Origin of the sequence: Gordonia sp. NPDC127522, from assembly GCF_042672305.1 — a bacterium.
Lineage (GTDB): Bacteria > Actinomycetota > Actinomycetes > Mycobacteriales > Mycobacteriaceae > Gordonia > Gordonia hongkongensis.
In genome coordinates this window covers 311,429-333,311 of sequence record NZ_JBHXVK010000001.1, presented here as the reverse complement: position 1 = coordinate 333,311, position 21,883 = coordinate 311,429, and the positions used below count along the sequence as shown (strand labels likewise).

Genomic DNA, 21,883 nt, shown 5'->3' with positions numbered 1-21,883 from the left:
TCGATGTCGGTGGATATGAGTCGACTCTCCGCAACGCCGTCCGCGACCGATGAGTTTGCGCGACCCTGTCAGTCAGAAGTGTCGACGGGCAGTCGTCCACCAGTTCACGCGGAGCAAGAAAGAGGACCCAGCAATGGCAGAGTATGCAGCCCCCTCCGGGGCACCGATCTGGTTCGACCTGATGAGCAGCGACACCGCGAAAGCCGAGGAGTTCTACGGCGCGATCTTCGGCTGGGAGGCCGAGGCCCCCGACGAGGAGATGGGCGGCTATCGCAACTTCCACAAGAACGGTAAGCGGGTGGCCGGCCTGAGCCCGGTGATGGAAGGGGCCGGGCCGCCCGACATCTGGACGGTGTACCTCCACACCGAGGATGCTGACGCCACGGTGAAAGCCGTCGAGTCGGCGGGGGGCTCGATCATGGTGCCGCCGATGGCCATCGGCGAGGAGGGCACGATGTTGATGGCCTTCGACACCGCGGGGGCGGCGATCGGGTTCTGGCAACCGAAAAATCATCAGGGATACACCGAGTTCGGCGAGCACGGCACGCCCTACTGGTTCGAGTGTCAGAGCATGGACTACGCCAAGTCCGTCGAGTTCTACCGGACCGTGCTCGGCGCGCGCATCGAGGAGGTCGGCACCGGTGGCGGCCCGGACGCCGTCGGGCCCGACAGCTACGGCCAGATCTTCTACGGTGAGGCGTCGTACGCGGGGATCATGGATTCGGTCAAGCTCTTCCCGGCCGGGGTGCCGTCGTTCTGGCAGGTCTACATCACCGTCGACGATGTCGCTGCCACGGTGAAGCAGGCCGAGTCGTTGGGCGCGGAGATCCTCATGGCCGGCGAGGACACCCCGTACGGGACGCTGGCCGCGATCAAGGATCCGATGGGCGCCCTGATCTGCCTGGGACATCCGCCCGCCGGCATGTGAGGTGCGGCCGCGGTAGGACTCGGTGCGCGCCGAGTCCTACCGCGCAGGTCACCGCCCGCGCACACTCCGCAACCCGCTACTGCCGGGATCTCGTAGCCCCGCCCTTCCGACAAACCCAGCCGTTTTCCGTAAACCCACCCGGTCCGAGCGCGATGGGTTTACGGAAAAGGGGTGGGTTTGCGGGGGGTCCTCACCGCACCGGCGCTCCCGGTACCCGGCGGAGTTCTCCCGACACCACCCCGCGGACCGTGCGGACCGCCACGACGCTCCATGCCAGGACGAGGAGTCCGAACCCGGCGACGGCCACGACCTCGAAGACCGTGCCGCCGACGGTGAGGGCCAGCGCACTCGAACCCGTGACGTAGGTGCCGAGCGGGAAGGTGAACGCCCACCAGGTCATCGCGAACGGCATTCCCGACCTCAGGGTCCGCGCGGTGAGCCGAGCAGCCACGCCGATCCACAGGGTGGCCGCCACCCAGACGGCGAGGCCATAGCCGACCGCGAACGAATGCAACGTCTCAGCCATGGGCGCGGCGACGACCTGCGGTGCTACGTGCGCGAGCAGGCACGCGGCGGTGACCGACTGGCCGAGCGGTCCGAGGACGATCCACCAGGTCGGAATCATGGGCGCGGCACCGACGTCACCGGTGCGCAGTCGCGCCGCCAACACCCACATGATGGGGAGCGAGGCGAGTGCGGCCAGCATGAACATCGCGCAACCGATCCCCATCACCACATGCGATGCCCAACCCGCGGGCAGTTGCGCGGTCAGCACCGCGGCCGCCGACGCCGAGACCATCGGGGGGACGACCGGCATCAACCAGCCTCCGAACGCGTCGCCGACCGACGGGCGCCCGATGATGAGATGCCGGTACGGGATGACCACCGCGGTGACAACCCCGCCCATCGTGCCGACGACCCAGCACACGAGGTCGATCCCCAGCGCCAGATCCCGGCCGATCACCGTCGCTCCGACGACCATCGTGCTGGTCCCGACCGTCATGATCGCCATCGGCACCGCACCGTAGAAGTGGGCGACCACGCGGTGGGCGTGATGACCGCGGGCGACCTCCGGGTCGCGAACCCAGTGCCGGACCGTGGCGACCAGCACGACGCCGAACACCGCGCAGGCCGACAGCCAGAAGACGGTTGCCACCTCCGCCATACCCGTGGGCTGCCAGGGCAGGCTGTGCGCGGCGATCGCGATGATCCCCGTGCCCATCACCGCGGCGAACCAGTTGGGCGGCACGTAGGAGGCGCGACGCCGCCCCACCACGCGGGCTGTTGCGGTCCCGAGGTCCGGTGCTGCGAGTCCGGCGGAGGCAGTGGTCGTGGTCATGTCCATCACGTTCTCGCGAAACCCACGACGCCGGTAGGACCCGAAACGTTGGCAGGGTACAACCGTCGTTTGTATCCCGGGTACCACCGGTGCTTGTACCCTCGAGCGATGGTGCTGAGTCCGCGGATGCCCGACCTCGCGTCGCTGGAGACCCTGCAGGCAGTGGTCGAGACGGGCAGTCTGAACGCGGCCGCGGCCCGGCTCGGCATCACCCAGCAGGCGGTGTCGGCGCGCATCCGCGCGATGGAGACCCAGCTCGGCGTCGCCCTGCTGACGCGCACGCCGCGCGGCTCGGTGCCCACCCAGTCCGGACGACTCGTCGCCGAATGGGCCGATCGGCTGCTGACCCTGGCCGGCGAGTTCGACGCCGGGCTGGCCGCGCTACGCCTGGAGCGACGTGATCAGCTGCGACTGGCCGCCAGTCTCACCGTGGCCGAGCATCTCCTGCCCCGTTGGCTCGTCTCGTTCGCCGCCCTCCACGAACCGGCACCCAAGGTCTCGTTCACGGCGAGCAACTCCGACCACGTGTACGACCTGGTCCGTGCCGGTGACGTCGAACTCGGTTTCGTCGAGGGCTCGCGCGTCCCGACCGGTCTGCGTAGCCGGACCGTCGCGCGTGACGAACTGGTTCTCGTCGTGCCGCCGGGCCATCCGTGGTCGAGGCTGCGGCGTCCCGTCACCGCCGCCGACCTCGCCCACACCTCGCTGGTGACGCGCGAGGAGGGTTCCGGCACAAGGGAGTTCCTCGAACGAGCCCTGACAAGGGTTCTCGGACCAGGACACGAGACCGCTCCCCCGATCCTGGAACTGTCGACGACCGCGTCGGTGCGGGCGGCCGTCATCGCGGGGGCCGGGCCGGCAGTACTCAGCAACCTCTCCGTCGCCGATGATCTCGGGCACCGGCTGACCCACATCCCCATCGCCGACCTCGATCTCGCCCGGCCGCTCCGCGCGGTGTGGCTCTCGGGCCCGCAACCGACCGCCGGCGCCGCGCGCGACTTCCTCGCGCACATCAGCCGCAGCTGAGTGCACACCTACATGGCGTCCACCTCAGTTCGAAGCGGGAATCCGCAGGGCGGCTCTCTGACGGGCTGCGTGCTCAGCGACGACATATGCGAACACGAGCCCCTGGCCGATGGTCGCTCCGGCGCCTGGGTAGAACTTCCCGAAAGCGTTCGCGGCATTGTTGCCCAAAGCATAGAGTCCCTCGATGACCTCACCGTCGGACCGCACCACACGCCCGAACTCATCGACGCACACGCCGCCACACGTTCCGAGATCACCGAGAACGACCTTGACTGCATAGAGGTCGCCACCCAACGGCCGTAGACACGGGTTCGGAACGACAGTCGGGTCGCCGTAGTATCGATCGTATGCGCTTGCACCACGGTTGAAGTCGTCGTCAGACCCTGTCTCGGCCAGTTCGTTGAACCGGTGGAATGTGGCAGCCAGCGTTCCGGGATCGACGCCGATGGACCGCGCCAACTCCTCGACGGTCGATGCGCGGTGGGCGACCCCGGACTCGTACCAGGCTGCGGGCAGATCCATGCGAGGAAAAACCGCGCCGGCGAACATGTAGCTGTTCCGGTACCGCTTGTCGAAAACAATCCACATGTCGCCGACGGGATTTCCTGCACGCTCACGGGCCTGTACGGCCTGACCGAACGTCATGTAGTCAGTGGACTCGTTGATGAATCGCCGACCCGAGCCGTCGACGATGAACGATCCCGGCAACGACCGTTCGGCCAACATGACCAACGGATCTCCACCGGGAACAGGTGCGACCTCGGGGAACCACCACGCCTGGTCCATGCTCCCGAGTTCGGCTCCCACGTCCACGGCCGCCTTGATCCCTTCGCCGGTGTTCGCCTCGTTTCCCAGACTCCAACCGGCCTCGTAGGACTCGAGCTGGTGTTCGCGTCTCATCTCCACATCATGGTCGAACCCTCCGGCAGCCAGTACGACGCCCTCGTTCGCCGTCACCGTGACCCTACGACCGTCTTGCGTCAAGGACACTCCGACAACCCGGCCGTCCTCGGTCAGGATTCTGTCCAAGGACGTGCGTGTCCAGACCGGAATTCCGGCATCGAGGACTCCTGCATACATGCCTGCGACGAGAGCCTGACCCGCCGTGATGTATTCACGCCCACGGGCCTTGCCGCCGAATCCCTTTGCCAGCACCTTGATGAGCGCGGGAATGCCACGCCACGGGACGCGAGCCATCATGTTCAACCATTTGAAATCGGCGCCCGCGATGGGTAGCGGCACCGGCCCCTCGATCGACGACGGGCGCACCCGGGCGCGCTCCGCGCCGAGGATCGAGGCATTGAACGGCTTGCTCTCACAGGTACGGCCGACGGCCGACCCGCCCGGAAGTTCCGGATGATAGTCCGAGTAACCCTTCGTCCAGAAGAACTCCAGAGGGGTTGTCCTGAGTAGCATGTCGACCGTCGCCGAACCGTTCGCGAGGTACGTCGTCCAACGCTCCTCCAGAGCCGGGTCGCCGATGAGCGACTTCAGATACTCCGCCGCTCGGTCGGTCGTGTCGTGTGAGCCGCTGTCGCGCATGATCCGATTTCCGGGAATCCAGAACGCGCCACCGGAACGAGCTGTGGACCCGCCGACGAACTCCGTCTTCTCGACGATGAGCGTGGACAGGCCGCGTTCATGGGCAGCGAGCGCGGCGGCCATACCAGTGCCCGATCCGATCACAACGAGGTCGACGGTCATATCGCGAGCCGGCGTGACCGGCAACTGGGTTTCCACGGGCGTGAGTCCTCCGATTTGATGAAAAAATCCCCTCCCGAAAGCACCCCGTCGATCCTGGGACGAAGCCGCTGCGAGCAATCGGCGGCGGCCGATCCGACCAGCGACGGCATCGGGACATTCCCTACGTAATACGACGGATCACACTCGTGCCGAGGATCTTCCACTGATCGGGAGACCAGCGCTTGTTCCGCGTCAAAACATCACTCCAGCTGCGGATTTCCACTGAGTGAGCGACGTGCGAACGTTGTTGGATCCAGAGTGATCTAATGCACAAGAGTACGAAGCCCGTCGGTGCAACAGCCTGTATTGCACCTGTGAGGAGACCATCCAGTGTCCACCGAATTTCCCCGTGTCAAAGCGATCCCGGACGTCCTGGCACCAGCCAAGCTCGGCCCTTTGACCCTACGCAATCGCACCATCAAGGCCGCGACGTACGAGAACATGGCCCGCGATGGACTGGTGACCCCAGCACTCATCGATTTCCACGTCCGCCACGCCAAGGGAGGCGTCGCGATGACGACTGTCGCCTACTGTGCCGTGACGCCCGACGGACGGACCGATGGCGAACAGATCGTGTGGCGCAAGGAGGCCCTCCCGGGCTTGCAGGAGCTGACCGCCGCAGTGCACGCCGAGGGTGCGGCCATCTCGGCACAGATCGGACACTCGGGCCCGTGCAATGCTCCGAAGCTGACGGGGTACCCCGCCCTCGGGCCATCAAAGATGTTCAATCCGATGTCCCGCACGATGGTCAAACCGGCGACGCTTACTGACATCGACCGCGTCGTCCGTGCGCACGGAGATGCTGCACGGATGGCCGTCGAAGCGGGGTTCGACGCAGTCGAGATTCATCTCGGCCACAATTATCTGGCCAGCTCATTCCTGAGCCCGAAGCTGAACAAGCGCAAAGACCAATATGGCGGATCCCTGGAGAACAGAGCACGACTCGCCCTCCGGATCGTGAGCGCGGTGCGCGAGGCCGTGGGGAACGAGATCGCCATCGTCGCGAAGCTGAACATGGACGACGGCGTGCCCGGAGGCTTCTGGCTGGACGAAGCCATCGTCGTTGCCAAGTGGCTGGACGAAGCAGGCACGGTCGACGCCCTGGAGATGACGGTCGGCAGTTCCCTCGAGAACATGATGTACCTGTTCAAGGGTGAAGCGCCGATTCACGACTTCGCAATGGTGATGCCGCAGCCGATGCAGACCGCCATCAAGCTGTTCGGCAGCCACGTCGTCAAGTCGTACCCGTACAAGGACGGATACATGCTCGACGACGCCAAGCAGATCCAGGCCGCAGTCGACCTTCCGCTGATCTTGCTCGGTGGCATCACCGATCGTCAGATCATGGACACGGCAATGGCCGAGGGATTCCAATTCGTGGCGATGGGCCGCGCACTGCTGCGCGAGCCCGACCTGATCAACAGGATCGCCGCAGACCGCACGACGCGTTCGCTGTGCAACCACAACAACAAGTGCATGGTCACGACCTTCACCGGAAGCCGATGCGTGCTGGTGCCCACCGGCGAGCACGATGCGTACCCGCTGGACCTGCCCACCGCACGGACGAAGTCATCTCCCACCGAGGCGACGGCCTCGCCGGACCCGACGTTGGCGATCCGCTGATCCGCCCGCCGGTCGCATGACCTCCGCCTGCGACCGGCGGGCTCCACAACCGGAAGGTCTCCGTCCATGTCGCTCACCCACACTGACGACACCGCCGATGTCGTGGTGGCGGGGACGGGTGCTGCGGGTTGTGCCGCAGCCATCGAAGCCCACGACTCCGGCGCATCGGTGATGGTGCTGGAAAAGACGACGGCCGAGTCTGCGGGCGGGAACACCCGGGTCTCCGGCGGCGCGTGGTTCCATCATGAGAATCCGGAACGTGCTGCGGTGTACCTTCGTTCGCTCTGCGGGGACCGCACGCTACCCGAGCCCGTCGTCACTGCCTGGGCTGACGGGACATCTCAGGTGACCGCGTGGTTCCGCACGCTGGGGATCTCGACGTCCCGCCACACCCAGTTTCATCAGGTTCCGGAATTCCCCGAGCTGGAAGGTAGTGACTGCTACCTGGGTGTGCACGTCGTCGACGGCGTGATGGGCGGTGGCCGACTGCACGCAGCACTCGCCGACGCCCTGTCCACACGCGGCATCCCGGTGCGTTACGAGACCGCGGCTGTCGAATTGACCAGCGCTGACGGCGAAGTCGTCGGTGTGACCACCTCGGCGGGCGACACGATCGGCGTGCGGGGCGGGGTCGTCCTCACCACCGGTGGATTCGAGGGCGACGCCGAGATGGTGCGCGAATATCTGGGTCTCCGTGATGTCCCGGTCTGGGGCAGCACGGCCGCGACCGGCGACGGTCACGGTATGTGGACACCGCCTGGTTGACGGGACATCTCAGTCCGGACCTCGCACACGGTCGGCGGATGGCGGCGGGTCCGCCGATGTCCTGAACGGACGGCCCGGTGTCCGGATGGGGTTCCACGATTGTACGAACCGCAAGCAAGCCGACGGGTGACACGAACATGCGAACTGCATCCGCGCCGGACGCGAAGCCACCGAGGTGTGAGCGCGAGCCGTGCTTCGACCCGGTGCCTCAGCTCACGAGCTCGACATACGCCTCGCGGCCGCAATTGTCTTCTCGGTCTGTGCCCACGTGCCCAACACGGCGAGCCCGTCGGCAGTGCTGCTGCCTGGGGTCGCGGTGTAGGTCGTGATCACTGTCGAGGGATCTCCGGGTAACGCGAGATCGTTGTACTCGAGTTCGAGGAAACCGACGACGGGATGATTGAGCACCTTACGGCCGCGCATGTGGCGGCGCACGTTGTGCTTGGCCCAGTGAACGCCGAAGTCGGGACTGCGGGCAGCGAGTTCGCCGATCAGGTCTGTCACCGCGTGGTCCAGCGGATCACGGCCCGCTGTGGCATGGAGGATCGCGACGGTCAGGTCCCTGGCGGAGTCGATGTCGGCGTAAAAGGACTTGGCTCCCGAGTCCAGGAACGCGAAGCGGGCGAGGTTCGGGGGAGACCCGGCCATCGCGAACAGGCCGGGATAGAGGGCACGACCGAGTTCGTTGGCGGCAAGAACGTCGAGCGTCGCGTTCTGCACAAAGGCCGGCACACTCATCGAGTCGAGAATGTGCTGGACGGTCGGGTCGATGGCCGTCGTCCGCGTCCGGTGCCCGCTGCGCCGTTTCGAGGCGACGGCGTTGCGGGCAAGGGCGTACAGGTGGGAGCGCTCGTCGTCGTCGAGTTCAAGTACCTGCGCCACGGAATCGAGCACACTCTCGGACGCGCCACCGAGCCGGCCGCGTTCTAGCCGGGTGTAGTACTCGACGCTGACGCCCGCGAGCATCGCGACTTCCTCGCGCCGCAGCCCGGGAACGCGACGCCTGCCGCCGACGAAAGGCAGCCCGGCCTGCTCAGGAGTGATCCGTGCCCTTCTGCTCATCAGGAATTCCCTGATCTCCCGGTCGATGTCCATGCGAGCGATGGTATGCGGCACGCCGTCGATGTGGGGATCCCTGACCGTGCCTGGCACGCCACGCGACTCCACCGGACCATGTGTGGTGGAGACCCGGAGCCGCGGAGGGCCCGGCACAGACCGGAAGGACACGATAGTGCCGAACAGTGAACTGAACGCACCGGCGGTCGCCCTGGGCACGTGGGCCTGGGGTGACAGCGGGGATGCCGGAGACGGGTACTTCGGTAGCACGCTGACCGATACGTCCCTGGCCGAGGCCGCCGACGCGGCGCAGGCCGCCGGACTCACGCTGTGGGACACCGCACTCGTCTACGGCATGGGCCGTTCCGAGAAGGTCCTCGGGCAGGTACTCCGCCGGTTCGATCGGAGCGAATACCAGCTGTCCACGAAGTTCACCCCGCAGATCGCCGGTGATGGCCACGATCCGGTCGCCCACATGCTGGCGAAGAGCCTGGCGAACCTCGACACCGACTACATCGACCTCTACTGGATTCACAATCCCGCCGACGTCGAGAAGTGGACTCCACAGTTGATCCCGCTGCTGGAGAGCGGAAAGGTCAGGCATGTCGGTGTCTCCAATCACGACCTGCAACAGATCAGGTCGGCCGACCGTATCCTCGGCGAGGCCGGGTACCGGGTCGAGGCCGTGCAGAACCACTACAGCCTGCTGTACCGCAGCTCGGAGCGCGCCGGGGTCCTCGAACACTGCCGTGAGAACGGCATCCGATTCTTTTCCTACATGGTCTTGGAACAGGGCGCGCTGACCGGCCGCTACTCCCCGGCGAACCCGATGCCCGCGGGCACCAACCGCGGTGCGACCTACAACGCCTTGTTGCCGCATCTCACGGACCTCACAGACCGGCTCGCCGAGATCGGGCGCGGCCACGATGCGTCGGCCGCCGACGTCGCCACCGCGTGGGCGATCGCCAAGGGAACCACGCCGATCATCGGCGTCACCAAACCCCACTACGTCGACGGGCTCGTGCGAGCCGCGCACGTCGACCTCACCGGCGATGAGATCGTTGAGATCGAGTCGCTGGCAGCCGAGGCGAAGGTCGACACTCGGGGCGCCTGGGAACACGAGATGTGACACCGCAATCGAACGGCAACGGAGGGACAGCAGTTATGAGCAGAAAGATCATCCAGCGCGCGTTCGGAGGCCCGGAAGTCCTCGAACTGGTCGAGGGAGAGGTGCCGGCCGCCGCCGGCGTCGGGCCCGCGGAGGTCCTCGTCGCGGTCACCGCGGCCGGGGTCAACCCGATCGACATCATGACCCGGGAAGGCGGCGGAATGGCCGCGGCCGGGGTCATCACATTGCCGTTCACGCCCGGTTGGGACGTGGCGGGCACTGTCGAGGCCGTCGGCTCAGCGGTCACTGGCCTCAGCCCCGGCCAACGAGTACTCGGCCTGGCGCGGTTCCCGCACGAAGGTGGCGCGTACGCCCAGCACGCCGTGGTCCCAGCCGCGGACCTCGTCCCGACACCCGAGAACCTGACCGACGAGCAGGCTGGTGCGCTGCCGATGGCGGCCATGACCGCGTGGCAAGCCTTCGCCGACACCACGACGGTTGGTCCCGGGCATCGGGTCCTGGTCACCGGCGCCGGCGGCGGTGTCGGCCACCTGGCCGTCCAGATCGCGCACCATCTCGGAGCGCACGTCGTCGCGGTTGCCAGCAAGGGCAAGCATGACTGGCTGACAGATCTCGGTGCCGACGAGACGGTCGACTACCGCGAGACCGAGGCCGTCGCAGCGTTGGCGGGCACCATCGACGTCGCCCTCAGTCTGGCCGCAGGTTCTCGTGACGCTGCGCTGGCAGCGGTGCGCTCGGGCGGTACGCTCATCGGCCTCGGCGCCGGTGCAGGCGATTTCGGAGCCGTTGCCGACGCCGCCGGTGTTCGGGCCGTTGCCACTCACGTCCACACGCAACCAGAGTGGCTCGAGCGGGTCGTCGGTCTCGCCGCCGCGGGTCAGCTGTCCCCGACTGTCTCCGAGTCCTTCGACCTCGCCGATGTCGCCGATGCGCACCGAGCTGTCGAAGCAGGCCACAGTACCGGCAAGATCGTTCTACGTCCCTAGAGGTTCACTCGTCCGATGGCCCACGACCGAACCCGTCTCGCTTGCCCGCCGGCGAGACGTCGGAACGCCGCCGGGCCGAAATGCAATGAACTCGTAGGGGCGCGCGTCCCCGTGCATCAGGTCAGACGGTCGGCGAGCGTCGGCGGCAGGTTGTAGGACACGTATTCGAGAAACGAGTCGAACCCTTCGACCCCGTGCTCACGACCGATGCCCGACTGTTTGACCCCGCCGAACGGCGCCGAGTGGGGCATGAATGCGCGGTTGATCCCCATTGACCCGGTGTCGATGCGGCGGGCCACGTCGAGCGCCCGCAACTCGTCCGCACCGAACACCGCGCCATGAAGCCCGTAGTCGGAGTCATTGGCGATCGCGACAGCCTGGTCGACGGTGTCATACGGGATGATCGTGGCGACGGGACCGAAGAACTCCTCGCGGGCGATTCGCATGTCGTTGGACACGCCCGCGAAGACGGTGGGCTCGACGAACCACCCTCGGCGGTCGGCCACGCCACCGCCGGCAACGAGATCGGCCCCCTCGGCGACGCCTGCGGCGATCAGATTCAGCACTTTACGACGATGAGTCTGGGTGACGAGGGGACCCATCGTCGTTGCCTCATCGAGCGGATCGCCGACGACCTGCTCGGCGGCTGCCTGCACGAAGGCGCCCACGAGCTCATCGTGGCGTGATCTCGGAACCAGCACCCGCGTGAGACCGACGCAGATCTGCCCGCTGTTCGACCAATTGCCCCTGACCATCCAGGGCATCGTGGCCTCGAGTTCGAAATCGTCCAGCAACACCGCGGCCGACTTCCCACCGAGCTCGAGCTGCAACCGCTTGAAGGTGTCACTCGACGCCTCCGCGATTCGCGCTCCCGTGGCAGTACTCCCGGTGAAGGCGACCTTGCGGACCAATGGGTGACGCACGAGGGCGTCGCCTGTGGACGGCCCGCCCGGCACCATGTTGACCACCCCGGGAGGAACCCCTGCCTCGCTGCAGATCTCGGCGAACACGGCCGCACCGAAGGTGACCTCGGGCGACGGTTTGACCACGATCGTGCAGCCCGCGAGCAGCGCGGGTATGACCTTCTTGACCTCGCTGCGGATCGGCGCGTTCCATGGCACGATTCCGGCCACCACGCCGACCGGGCGACGCGTTATCAACGAGTCGCCGTGCGCGTCCCGACGCACATACTCGAACTGGATCTTCTCGACCGCCTCGAGGTACATACGGATCAAGTTCACCGAGTCCCCGAGGCTGAGCCAGTTGCGGTACACCGCACCCGTCGTCTCGGATGCGATGCGTGCCAGCTCCGGCGAACGCACAGCGAGAAGATCCCCGACTCGCGCGACTATCCGGCGCCGATCAGTCAGCGAGAGGCCGCGCCACGGGTCTGAGTTCAAAGCTCGATGCGCGGAGGTCACCGCCGCATCGACGTCTTCGGGCGTCGCGACACCCACGACTCCGTAGGGTTCCTCGGTCGTCGGGTTGACGATGGTGATCGTCTCGGTTCCGGACGAGGCGCGCCACTCTCCATCGATGAAATTCTGAACGCGTTTCTTCATGACTCAACTTCCTGCATTGGCCGTGGCGCCGGCGTCGGTTTACGGAGCGGACGACTCCACCGCTGCGGTCACCGCATGACCACCATCGCCGATAGGAGCTCCCGGGATCGATACACCAGAACCTTAGTCCATAGACTAGTAGTTCCGACGCGCACCGCCCGCCGTCCGTGCTGCTGCGGATCCTCGACACGGCGCCCCTACGGAACCGCGTCGAGTCCGCACCCGGTCACACGAGTCCTGCTTCGTGGACCGCACGATCGAAGGCGGGCAACGGGCATCCGTCTCGGAGGGTCGTCGCGAGCGCCGGATCGGCGAGATGAAGCCGCCCGATCGCGGCGAGATCGAACTCGCCCGAGGTGATCCGGCGCTCCAGTTCGGGGATGTTGTCGACGATGGGAGCCGACTCACCAGAACGGGTGTCGCTCAGCGACCGCCCTATGCCTATGCTGCCGACCGCCATCGTCACAGCGCCGGTCAGTCGCTTCGCCCACCCGGCCAGAGACAGGTCACTCCCGTCGAAAACAGGGGCATCGAACCGCCGGATGCTTGCGTCGAGGACGTCGACGCCGGCCTCGGTCAACGCATTCAGGATCACGCTCAGCTCCCTGGGATCATCCGCGATGCGCGCTGCGTAATTCTGCTGCTTGTGCTGCGAGAACCGGAAGAAGACGGGGACGTTGCGCCCGACGGCGGCTTTGATCGCGGACACGACAGCGGCGGGGAACGCGGTGCGACGCCGGAGGTCCCCGCCCCAGGCGTCGTCGCGTCTATTGGTAGCCGCCCAGAGAAATGAGTCGATCAGATAACCATGCCCGCCGTGGATCGCGATGCCGTCGAAGCCCACTTCGAGGGCACTGACCGACGCACCGACATAGGCGTCGATGATTGCGACGATGTCTTCGTCGGTCATCGCCGCGATGGGCCGCCGCATCCGGTCCACGTAGTCGTCTCGGTAGAGGGTCGGACCGACATCGCCCCACAGACCTGACGGCCGCATGGGTGCGACGTCGTCGGCCACGGCGTTCATGGCCCCCCACAGCGGCCCGACATGCCAGAGTTGAGGCACGATCTTGGCACCCTCGGCGTGCACCTCGTCGACGACATGACGCCAACCCGCCAGCGCCTGGGCGCCGTACATGTGGGGTACGGCATCGCTGTCGACCGCAGCTGGGTGCTCGATCGCCGTACCTTCGGTGATGATCAACCCGGTGCCACCGCGTGCCCGGCGCCGGTAGTACGCCGCGACATCGGCGCCGGGGACCCCTGCCGGTGAATACGCGCGGGTCATCGGGGACATCACTATCCGATTGCGAACCGTCATCGAGCCAATCGTCAACGGCTCGAACAGAATCGACGACCGCATGATCACCCCCCGGTCATGAACCGGAAGAACCCCGGGGACTGATCGACACGGAGCCGACTGAGTCTGCGGTAACTGAACAGCCATTCACCGTCGACTCTCCGATACTCCTCGTGATAGTGGCCATAACCATGGAGATGATGCTCCTCGTCTCCGTCGGTCCACCAGAGATGGTCCTCCATCGCCCACAACCCCGTAGCGGTCGTTGTCGACGTCAGTTCGATCTGCGGCGTGTGTCCGTGATGCACTGTTGTGATCCGCACCGGCCCGTCGAGCGTCTTCCGGATGGTCGCGGCGAGGGCCTCTCGTCCCACGACTCGTCCCGCGGTACCACCGGTCGTCGGCTGCTTGTCGTCCGGGAGTTCACCCCAGGACTCACTGACGACGTCTTCGGTGTGCAGGGAACCGTAGCGGTCCCACTGCCTCATGTCCATGACCTGAAGACGCTGGGCGAAGAGCCGCTGTATCTCGTGGATTGCGCAACACTCGACGCAGTCTGACTGCGGGGTTGCAGGGTGATCTGCGGGTGCCACAGGTTTCTCCTCTGTCGCGCCGCATCGGCGCCACACCGGAGAGGTGTAGTGCCGATGCGGACGCGATCCGGTTGTATCGGTCAAGAATCCGTCGGAGCAAGGGGTGCCGTCATCCGCCTCTTGGCGAAGACCGTGAGGAGGAGCACGAACGCGGCTCCGCCCAGGGCTGCCACCAAGAGAGCGGCATGCGAGTAGCCTGCTTTGAGGTATACGCCCGGGATCTCGGTCGCGTTGGCATTGAGAATCGCGAACATGACGATCGGCGCGGTGGCGGTCATCATGCTCGTAACCGTCGTGACACCCGACGAGATGGAGCCCTGGTCCTCCGCCGGAGTGTGTGCGATCACGATGTTGGGGACGGCGCCCATCACCAATCCCGCACCCAAACCGGTGATCACGGCGCCGACCGCGAGCTGCCAGTAACTGACCATGAAGAGCGAGACCGACAGACCACCCAGTGTCACCAGCAGACAGCCGACGACCATGAGGGTGCGGCCACCCACGTGTACAACCAGTTTCCCGACGATGATTCCGCCGGCGACGATCGAGAGCGCGTACGGCGTGGCGAGCGCCGCGTACTTGGTTGCAGTCATCCCCAGCCCGTAGTCACCCCCGAGGCCGGCAGGAGTCTGCCCGATCATCGGGAATATCGACGAGGTGATCGTGAAGCCGGCATATGCGAGAGCACCTGCGATCGCGGCCATCAGGATCGGGCGGCGCGAGAACAACCTCAGGTCGATCAGCGGCTCGGTGACTCGCCTGGACCGGAGAACGAAGCCGATGGCCAGCACCGCACCGAAGACGAACAGACCGATCACGCGACCGGACGCCCAACCCCAGTCGGCGCCCTTGCTGATCGCGACGAGGATCATCGCGAGCCCGGCACCGATCATCAGACTTCCGACGATGTCGAGGGTCGCGGGTTTGCGGACATCGGACTCCGCCGTCGACAGGCGCACCAACACCAGGAGAACGGCGAGGATGACGACGTCGAGGGCGAACAATCCGCGGAACCCGTACGCGTCGAGCAATGAGCCGGCCATCAACGGAACGAAGGCGCCGAAGATACCGGAGCCGGTCAGGGACATGCTCGCGGCAAGAGGCAACACCTTCGGCGGATAGACGTCACGCATCAGCGAGTACGTGAGGAAGAGGCCGACGCCGACCGCACCCTCGAGGCACCGACCGATGATCAGCATCGCCATGTTCTGCGCGGTCACCGACACAACAGCGCCGACCAGCGCGATACTCATGGCAATCAACAGCATTCGCCGCTTGCCGTGCAGATCCGCCAGCTTGCCGAACAGGGGCGAGACCACCGCGCTGACCAAGAGGAATCCGGTGAGTAGCCACCCGGCTTGTGTCGTTGCGAAATGGACGGTGATCTCGGGCGTTGCGATCGCGACCGTGGTGTAGCTGAGCGCGATGAACTCTTGCACGAGGATCATCGCGATGAACGAGATGACTATGGCGTTCGTCCATCCACCGTTCGGCGTCGTCGTGTCACTCTGCCCGGGTGACTGCACGGATTGGTTTGGCATTCCTTCTCCAATTCGAGGCGATTCCGGTTCCCGGAATCGATCAGATTCCACCCGCTGGTGTGATGCCCAACAGCGCTCGGAGTGAGCACTCGGCTGCCCTGTCTCCATACATGACGGCCCCCGGAACAGACATTGGGAGAGAAAGTTCAGGCGAGGTGGAGATCACCATTGTGAGATACAGTGGCGCAGCTCACTTGCGGCCTCCCGCTGAGCGGAAACCTGCGTGTCGCAGCCTCGTCGCCGCCGGCCGGCGGACGAAACCTCCGAGCCAGGCTCCAGAGACAAGCAGCCGACTGAGTGCAGCGGAGGAGCGCCGACAACTGATCCCCGAGCCTCGCCGTCGGCACCTACTGCAGTGCGCACCGGCAGATCGGGGATTCAGTGGAGGTGGAGCCGTCTACTAGTTCAGCGGGGCGCTGACCGCCTGGAAGTACTGGAACAGTGACACCGCGAGGATCGGACCACCGATCGCGATGGTTCCCGCAAGCGCACCGACGGGCGCCAAGAGGACACCCCCGCCGATGCACCCGGCGACCGGCCCTGCACCGAGTAGCCATGCGACGGGCGCGGTGGCCGCCGCGCCCACGGCCAGGCCTGCGAGACAACCGATTCCCGCGCCCGCTATCGTGCCGATCATGCTTCCGACGATGGACGCGATGGTGACCTGTTGGACGAGCATCCCCAGCGCCGCTGCGTCGCGTTGCTGACGAGTCTGGGCCACGGTGGCGACCAGTTTCTCGGGAGCCAGGTCGCGGGTCACCGCAGAGGTCGGGGATACACTTCGCGCCTGCGATGCAGCAGACGAGGCGAGAACCGGGGTCAGGGTGAGCGATCGATGAGCGATCGATGCCTCGATAGGGTAAGCCCGGTTGCCGATCTGGTACCTCAGCGGGAGCTTCGCAACGACACCGCCCCGCGCGTCGACGATCTGGACTGAGTTCTCGGTCTTGCGGAAAGACCCGTTGCTGGTGCTGATCACGACAGTTCTGTCGACAATATCGGAGGTGTAGTGCACACCGGGGACAATGTCGGTCGACACCACCGAGTTGTCCCTGGGCGGCGCATCGACGACCGGGGCGGCGTGTGCCAGCGTGCCCGTCGCCCCGAGAATCGTGAGCGAGAGAGTTGCCGTGGCGACGGCTGACTTGAGATTCATGAGATGGTTCTCCTGTTGTGCGAGTGACAGATCCGACAGCGGGTCGGGCATGCAGCCGGCTTGCGGGGAGGCGATGGTCCTTCACGGTGCACGGTGTGCTCGCCGAGAACACGGTGGAAAAGTCGCGCACCGAATCCTGCCCCGACCGTGTCAGTGGACAGCCCCGCGATTCACTGCGAAAGACGATCAGCACCAGAAACGTTGGTCAACAGCGCGTGCCTCAGGCGCAGACACGGGCGGTTGGCAGGTCCGGCCGCAGCCGCTGCATCGAAGGAACCGCAGGGGGACAGCATAGGTAGCAGTTCCGTCGGGGACTCCGCAATACTATGTTCACAACACTTGGAGCAGAACCGTTTTCGCGGAACTCCGAACAAGCCGTCCGCAGGACCTCGACCGGCTCACCGACACCAGGCCGGTGGGCACGTCAGCGACGAATTCCCATTGCACCACAGACCGGCGCCGGCCACGGCAAGTTCTCCGAACGGTCGACCTCGAGATCGATCGCCGCTGCCACGTCTGCTGGAAACTCCTGTGGCCGCCTCGATTTAAGGCTCACGTGGACAACTGTGGCCTCACACGTCGCAGCCAGGACGTTACGGTCGGCCGCAAGCACGAACGCCATCGCGTGATACACCTTGTCCGATCGGCTCAGGAATCGGATGTGGACGGAGAACCGTTCGCCTGCCTGCAACTCCGCCAGATAGGTGATGTGGTGTTCGGCAACGAATGTGGACAATCGCCGCTCCCGTAAGTAGTCGGCATCGATACCGACGTCTGCGCCACTGCGGGCGAAACCGTCGGCAGCGATCTGCAGATAGCCCACGATGTTCAAGTGGTCGTTTGCGTCGACATGCTCTGGTGGCACCACACCGGAATGCCACACCTTCACCTGGACGACGTCGTCAGCGTTTGGGAAAGATCTGCGAGCCATCTGGGGCCTCCTGGCAGTAGAGTGGACCGACGAATCGAATGCGCCAGGATCAACCGGCCGGGCGGAACCCGGCGTCCGCGGGGCGACGCGGCAGCAACAGAGCGACCACCGCACCGATGAACCCGACGCACGCAGCGAAGATCCATCCGCCGGTCATTCCGGTACCCGAGTAGATCCGTACGCCACCGTCGAGTTCCATCATGTGCGCGCTCATCACTGCGACCGCCAGAACCGGAAACACTGCCGCACAGAGGTTCTGTGTCACCGAGACCATGCTGGCGGTCGTCGCTTGGAGTTCCGGCGACACCGCCTCGATCTGCAGGTTGGGGATCGAGGCATACCCCACCCCGATACCCAGGCCGGTGAGACCGATCCCCACCAGCACAGGCAGCGTGCTGGCGTGCGCCATCGCGATCACCGTCGATCCGCCGCCGAGCAGACTCAGACCGATGATCATCGTCGTACGGGGACGCGTGAGCGAGCGACCGATGAGGTAACCGGCGAGCACGCCGCCGGCGACTCCGACCAGCCCCAACGGGGACTGATACCAGGCGAATTCCGATGCCGTCGCACCGAAGCCGTAGCCGAGACCCGGCATCGGCGGTGCCATGATCATGATCGGCAGAATGAAGGTGGCGACAGCCGCCGTGCCGTAACAGAATCCCGCGGCGACCGCGATCGTGAGTACTCGGCGCCGACCGACGACTGCGAGGTCGATCAACGGCTCCGCCACGACCCGCGTCGTGATGTACCAGGAGATCAGAAGAACGGCACCGATCCCGAAGGCGAAGAGTGTGCCCGTGCCGGTCCAACCCCACGAGGTACCGAAACTGACCCCGACGAGGAGTCCGCCGATACCGCCGCCGAGGAGAAGCGCTCCGACGGGGTCGATCCGCGAGCGCAGCCGCACCGGACTCTCCGGTGTCGAGACCGCGATGAGGATGCCTCCGACGACGAGTACGGCCGCCATGAACCAGTAGATGCTCCGAAAGCCGTGGTTGTCCAGGAACCAGCCGGTCAGAAAGGGTAGTGGCACGGTGATGACACCCATCCCGCTCGTCGCGATGCTCACGGCGAGCGGCACGGTTCGTCGTGGGTACACGTCCCGGATGAGCGAGTAGCTCAGAAACAATGCCGCACCGAAGAACCCGGCGATGGCCCGGCCCGCGATCAGGATCGGGAAGGTCGGTGCGACGGCGCACACCACAGATCCGATCGTACCGAGAGTGATGCACAGGAGGAGAATTCGTCGCTTGCCCTTGGTGTCGGCCAGCTTGCCCAGCACCGGACTGCACACCGCACCCACCAGTAGGAACGAGGCGAGCAGCCAGGCACCCTGCGTCGTCGTGAATTCCGCCGTGACCGCTGGGATCGCCATCGCTGTCATCGCCGCACTCAACGTGATGACTTCCAAGACGATCACGAAGGAGAACAACGACAAGACGAGCCGCGGGCTCCAATCGGATCCGCCGTCAGGTCGTGTCGATGCCGCAGCCGTTGAGATGGTGCTCATTTCATTGTCTTTCCGAGTGCTGAGGGAAGTGGGAGCACTGCGCTCGCGGGCCGAGCACCGTGGACACAGCGGCGCTCAACCGCGTTCGCCGATGACCTCGACGGCGAACCATCCCAGGAAGTCGATGAACTCTTCGACAGAGGCGATACCGCTCGGGACACCGACCCCTGCTCTGGTGATGCCGACTTCAGCGAACGTGCCGTGGTAGCGCTCGATCAGCTGGTCACGATAGTCCTTGAGTTCGACAGCCGAGGCACTACCGAAGGAGTCCGGCACCGGCACGTCGGAGGGCGCGAACATCCAGTTCACGTCGAAGGTGTCGTCCTTGCCTTCGTACTCGGGCTGTGATCGTAGATAGTCCAACAACGCCGGGAGCTCGTCGATCTCCGCCGCATAGGGATTCGGTTGCCAGCCATCGTGACGGGCGGCGCGCCGGAGAGCCGGCTTCGAGTTGCCGCCGACGTAGATCGGCGGGCCGGGCCGCTGCACGGGCTTCGGCTCGAACGCCAGTCCGGACACGGTGAAGAACTCACCGCGACAATCGGGTTCCTTCTCGGTCCACAGCTCCAGGAGGACAGCCAGCGCCTCGTCCGTCATCGCGCCGCGTGTGGTGAACGGCACGTCCAGGGCCGCGAACTCCGCCTCGGCATGGCCCACACCGATCGACAAGTTGATTCTGCCCCCGGACAGCACGTCCATTGTCGAGATCGCCTTTGCCAGACGCAGCGGATGGTGGTACGGCAGAACCAGAACGGTCGTGTCGATGCGGACGTTGGAAGTGGCGCCCGCGACAAAGGCCATGACGCTCAGTGCATCCTGCCAGTAGTCCCCCAGTCGGTCGACCTCGAAATACGGCATGGCCAGATGTTCCGACACCGTGACGGTGTCGTAACCCAATTCGTCGATGGCAACCAGGATCCGTTTCGTCTCCTCGGACGAAAGGTCCCAGGCCCACTCGAACTTGCCGGGGAGATGATTGGTCCCCGGCAGCGCCACGTCATACTTCAATCTGAGTCTCCCTGTATCTCCAGATGGTCTGCGTGCGAGCCGAAGTCACGCGCGACGCGAATCCATGTCGATCGCGGCGCGGTAGGCGAAGGCCATCCCTGATCCCAGTGGCACACCCGGCCCTGGATAGACCTCACCTGCGATGGAGGCCGCGGAATTGCCTGCGGCGTAGAGTCCTTCGATCGGCCCACCGTCCTCACCCAGGACTCGGCCCGATGTGTCGATACGCGCCCCACCCTTCGACCCCAGATCACTCAGAACGATTCGGACTGCGTGGAGCTGTCCTCGGTCGATGGGTACCAACACCGGGTTTGGTCCTTCGCCCCCGGCGAAGAACAGATCGTAGTCGTCCTCGCCGCGGTGAAAGTCGGTGTCCTCTCCGGCAGTGGCGAAGTCGTTGAAGCGGGCAACTGTCGCGCCCAGCGCTTCGGGCGAGACACCGATCGCAGTCGCCAGTTCTTCGACAGTGTCACCGCTGCGCCACAATCCCGCATTCTCGAAAGCAACCCGATCGGGTGCGGGTGTACAGATTCCCGGAACACTGTCGGTACGGGAGTCGAAGACCCACCAGAACTCCGCGTCCGGTCCCGCCTCACGCATCTTCTGCAGCAGGATGTGTCCCATGCGATCGTAGGGAAGCGACTCGTTGCCGAAGCGCTTGCCATCGGGTCCGACGAAAATCCCTCCGCTCAGGCCGAGAGTGAAGGCGGCCGATCCGTTCGGGAACAGGGTCGCCGGGCACCACCATGCCTCGTCGAGAAGGTCGGTGGCCGCGCCGGCGTCCACGACCGCGGAGAGCGCATCCCCGGTATTGGCGCCGGTTGGCGCCGAGGTCCATTGCGCCGTCGGCAGCCCATGATGCTTGAGGCGCAGCTCGGCGTTTCCCTCGTATCCGCCTGCGGCGACGAGCACGCCGATTCGCGCACCGATGCCTCTTCCGTCGGCACGAACGCCGGCCACACGCCCGTCGACGACGATCAGCGACTCCAACGCACATCCCGTGCGGATCTCGGCGTTGCCGGTCGCGTCGATCGCGAGCACCAGTCGGGCGATGAGGGCCTGACCATTGCTCAGTGTCTCGCGGGACTCCTCGAGACCGAACTTGTCGACACCCATCGTCGGGCGGATCAGCTCGAGACGATCGCCGAGAACCGCTCCAGGGATCGGCGACGGGCAGATCGAGCGTCCCACCGGTTTGTTGCGTCCCGGCTCTTCGAAGTAGTCGGGGAACGCCATTGTCTCGAACTCGAGAGCCGGATCCTTCTCCAGGAACGCGACGAGTTCAGGTCCCGTCTCGATGAAGGCCTCGTGGAGCTCGACGGGGGTGCGGTCCCCGACGGTGGCCCGGAGATAACGCAGACCGTCCGCCGGCGAGTCCTCCACACCACCTCGAGCCTGAACTGCGTTGCCCGGCAACCATAATCCACCACCCGAGTAGGCGCTCGTCCCTCCGATCAAGTCGGTCTTCTCGAGGACCAAGACGTCGAGTCCCTTCGCCGCTGCGGTGTACGCCCCGGTGAGCGCCGCAGCACCGGAACCGACAACGACTACGTCGACCGTGCGGTCGGTATCGGACAGCGACGCGCTGGATGTGGTTGTCATCGAGATCAAGCTCCTCAGAACAGACCAGGACCGACGATCGCCGCGTCGGGCATGGCCTCGAGACGATCGGGGGTCGGGTTGG

General features: G+C 65.6%; 18 protein-coding genes. 6 read left to right on the top strand and 12 right to left on the bottom strand.

Annotated elements, in window-relative coordinates:
* Window positions 1–133: 133 nt before the first annotated feature.
* Window positions 134–928, top strand: a complete 795-nt coding sequence (locus tag ACFVHY_RS01565; RefSeq protein ID WP_390267479.1) for a VOC family protein — start codon at window positions 134–136, stop codon at window positions 926–928.
* A gap of 190 nt (window positions 929–1,118) precedes the next feature.
* On the opposite strand, the gene ACFVHY_RS01560 is transcribed toward ACFVHY_RS01565, so the two are convergent.
* Entirely contained in the window at window positions 1,119–2,273 is a 1,155-nt protein-coding gene (locus ACFVHY_RS01560; protein WP_390267476.1) for a TDT family transporter, read from the bottom strand.
* A 102-nt stretch (window positions 2,274–2,375) separates the two neighbouring features.
* Here ACFVHY_RS01560 and ACFVHY_RS01555 point away from each other — a divergent pair, with 102 nt between their 5' ends.
* Window positions 2,376–3,293, top strand: a complete 918-nt coding sequence (locus ACFVHY_RS01555; RefSeq protein ID WP_390267473.1) for a LysR family transcriptional regulator — start codon at window positions 2,376–2,378, stop codon at window positions 3,291–3,293.
* Between the two features lie 24 nt (window positions 3,294–3,317).
* Here ACFVHY_RS01555 and ACFVHY_RS01550 read toward each other — a convergent pair whose 3' ends face one another.
* Window positions 3,318–5,033 (bottom strand): 3-ketosteroid-delta-1-dehydrogenase, encoded by a 1,716-nt coding sequence (locus ACFVHY_RS01550; protein WP_390267470.1) that lies wholly within the window; start codon window positions 5,031–5,033, stop codon window positions 3,318–3,320.
* A 333-nt stretch (window positions 5,034–5,366) separates the two neighbouring features.
* Between ACFVHY_RS01550 and ACFVHY_RS01545 the strand changes: the two genes are divergently transcribed.
* Both ACFVHY_RS01545 and ACFVHY_RS01540 read left to right on the top strand, forming a co-directional pair.
* On the top strand, window positions 5,367–6,659 hold the full coding sequence (locus tag ACFVHY_RS01545; protein ID WP_390267467.1) for an NADH:flavin oxidoreductase: 1,293 nt from the start codon (window positions 5,367–5,369) through the stop codon (window positions 6,657–6,659).
* A gap of 66 nt (window positions 6,660–6,725) precedes the next feature.
* Window positions 6,726–7,424: an FAD-dependent oxidoreductase gene (locus tag ACFVHY_RS01540; protein WP_390267464.1), complete on the top strand. Its 699-nt coding sequence runs from the start codon at window positions 6,726–6,728 to the stop codon at window positions 7,422–7,424.
* 213 nt (window positions 7,425–7,637) lie between these two features.
* Here ACFVHY_RS01540 and ACFVHY_RS01535 read toward each other — a convergent pair whose 3' ends face one another.
* The gene (locus tag ACFVHY_RS01535; RefSeq protein ID WP_390267461.1) at window positions 7,638–8,519 is read right to left on the bottom strand and encodes a helix-turn-helix transcriptional regulator; all 882 of its coding nucleotides are present in this window, start codon (window positions 8,517–8,519) and stop codon (window positions 7,638–7,640) included.
* Between the two features lie 136 nt (window positions 8,520–8,655).
* Here ACFVHY_RS01535 and ACFVHY_RS01530 point away from each other — a divergent pair, with 136 nt between their 5' ends.
* Together ACFVHY_RS01530 and ACFVHY_RS01525 are read left to right on the top strand one after the other, a co-directional pair.
* Entirely contained in the window at window positions 8,656–9,609 is a 954-nt protein-coding gene (locus ACFVHY_RS01530; RefSeq protein ID WP_390267458.1) for an aldo/keto reductase, read from the top strand.
* A 35-nt stretch (window positions 9,610–9,644) separates the two neighbouring features.
* On the top strand, window positions 9,645–10,595 hold the full coding sequence (locus ACFVHY_RS01525; protein ID WP_390267455.1) for an NADP-dependent oxidoreductase: 951 nt from the start codon (window positions 9,645–9,647) through the stop codon (window positions 10,593–10,595).
* Between the two features lie 116 nt (window positions 10,596–10,711).
* Here the strand turns inward: ACFVHY_RS01525 and ACFVHY_RS01520 are convergent, their stop codons facing one another.
* The 9 genes from ACFVHY_RS01520 to ACFVHY_RS01480 all read right to left on the bottom strand — a co-directional run bounded on the left by ACFVHY_RS01520 (window position 10,712) and on the right by ACFVHY_RS01480 (window position 21,801).
* Window positions 10,712–12,157 (bottom strand): aldehyde dehydrogenase, encoded by a 1,446-nt coding sequence (locus ACFVHY_RS01520; RefSeq protein ID WP_390267452.1) that lies wholly within the window; start codon window positions 12,155–12,157, stop codon window positions 10,712–10,714.
* 226 nt (window positions 12,158–12,383) lie between these two features.
* Window positions 12,384–13,520 carry a 12-oxophytodienoate reductase gene (locus ACFVHY_RS01515; protein WP_390267449.1) on the bottom strand — a complete coding sequence of 379 codons (1,137 nt, stop codon included), beginning with the start codon at window positions 13,518–13,520 and terminating at the stop codon, window positions 12,384–12,386.
* Window positions 13,521–13,522: 2 nt separating this feature from the next.
* Entirely contained in the window at window positions 13,523–14,050 is a 528-nt protein-coding gene (locus tag ACFVHY_RS01510; protein ID WP_390267446.1) for a nuclear transport factor 2 family protein, read from the bottom strand.
* A gap of 80 nt (window positions 14,051–14,130) precedes the next feature.
* Window positions 14,131–15,591 carry an MFS transporter gene (locus ACFVHY_RS01505; protein ID WP_390267443.1) on the bottom strand — a complete coding sequence of 487 codons (1,461 nt, stop codon included), beginning with the start codon at window positions 15,589–15,591 and terminating at the stop codon, window positions 14,131–14,133.
* A 400-nt stretch (window positions 15,592–15,991) separates the two neighbouring features.
* Window positions 15,992–16,747, bottom strand: coding sequence for a hypothetical protein (locus tag ACFVHY_RS01500; protein WP_390267440.1), 756 nt, complete (start codon window positions 16,745–16,747; stop codon window positions 15,992–15,994).
* Window positions 16,748–17,171: 424 nt separating this feature from the next.
* Window positions 17,172–17,678, bottom strand: a complete 507-nt coding sequence (locus ACFVHY_RS01495; RefSeq protein ID WP_390267437.1) for a thioesterase family protein — start codon at window positions 17,676–17,678, stop codon at window positions 17,172–17,174.
* Between the two features lie 49 nt (window positions 17,679–17,727).
* Window positions 17,728–19,191 (bottom strand): MFS transporter, encoded by a 1,464-nt coding sequence (locus ACFVHY_RS01490; RefSeq protein ID WP_390267434.1) that lies wholly within the window; start codon window positions 19,189–19,191, stop codon window positions 17,728–17,730.
* 75 nt (window positions 19,192–19,266) lie between these two features.
* The gene (locus tag ACFVHY_RS01485; protein ID WP_390267431.1) at window positions 19,267–20,199 is read right to left on the bottom strand and encodes a TIGR03619 family F420-dependent LLM class oxidoreductase; all 933 of its coding nucleotides are present in this window, start codon (window positions 20,197–20,199) and stop codon (window positions 19,267–19,269) included.
* A 45-nt stretch (window positions 20,200–20,244) separates the two neighbouring features.
* Window positions 20,245–21,801: an FAD-dependent oxidoreductase gene (locus ACFVHY_RS01480; protein WP_390267428.1), complete on the bottom strand. Its 1,557-nt coding sequence runs from the start codon at window positions 21,799–21,801 to the stop codon at window positions 20,245–20,247.
* Window positions 21,802–21,883: the final 82 nt, after the last annotated feature.

Excerpts from the sequence above, each read along its gene's own strand:
- ACFVHY_RS01520 (WP_390267452.1), bottom strand. The coding sequence starts at position 12,157 with ATGAAGAAACGCGTTCAGAATTTCATCGATGGAGAGTGGCGCGCCTCG.
- ACFVHY_RS01560 (WP_390267476.1), bottom strand. The coding sequence starts at position 2,273 with ATGGACATGACCACGACCACTGCCTCCGCCGGACTCGCAGCACCGGAC.
- ACFVHY_RS01535 (WP_390267461.1), bottom strand. The coding sequence starts at position 8,519 with ATGGACATCGACCGGGAGATCAGGGAATTCCTGATGAGCAGAAGGGCA.
- ACFVHY_RS01525 (WP_390267455.1), top strand. The coding sequence starts at position 9,645 with ATGAGCAGAAAGATCATCCAGCGCGCGTTCGGAGGCCCGGAAGTCCTC.
- ACFVHY_RS01540 (WP_390267464.1), top strand. The coding sequence starts at position 6,726 with ATGTCGCTCACCCACACTGACGACACCGCCGATGTCGTGGTGGCGGGG.
- ACFVHY_RS01505 (WP_390267443.1), bottom strand. The coding sequence starts at position 15,591 with ATGCCAAACCAATCCGTGCAGTCACCCGGGCAGAGTGACACGACGACG.
- ACFVHY_RS01565 (WP_390267479.1), top strand. The coding sequence starts at position 134 with ATGGCAGAGTATGCAGCCCCCTCCGGGGCACCGATCTGGTTCGACCTG.
- ACFVHY_RS01555 (WP_390267473.1), top strand. The coding sequence starts at position 2,376 with ATGGTGCTGAGTCCGCGGATGCCCGACCTCGCGTCGCTGGAGACCCTG.
- ACFVHY_RS01515 (WP_390267449.1), bottom strand. The coding sequence starts at position 13,520 with ATGCGGTCGTCGATTCTGTTCGAGCCGTTGACGATTGGCTCGATGACG.
- ACFVHY_RS01490 (WP_390267434.1), bottom strand. The coding sequence starts at position 19,191 with ATGAGCACCATCTCAACGGCTGCGGCATCGACACGACCTGACGGCGGA.
- ACFVHY_RS01495 (WP_390267437.1), bottom strand. The coding sequence starts at position 17,678 with ATGGCTCGCAGATCTTTCCCAAACGCTGACGACGTCGTCCAGGTGAAG.
- ACFVHY_RS01500 (WP_390267440.1), bottom strand. The coding sequence starts at position 16,747 with ATGAATCTCAAGTCAGCCGTCGCCACGGCAACTCTCTCGCTCACGATT.
- ACFVHY_RS01480 (WP_390267428.1), bottom strand. The coding sequence starts at position 21,801 with ATGACAACCACATCCAGCGCGTCGCTGTCCGATACCGACCGCACGGTC.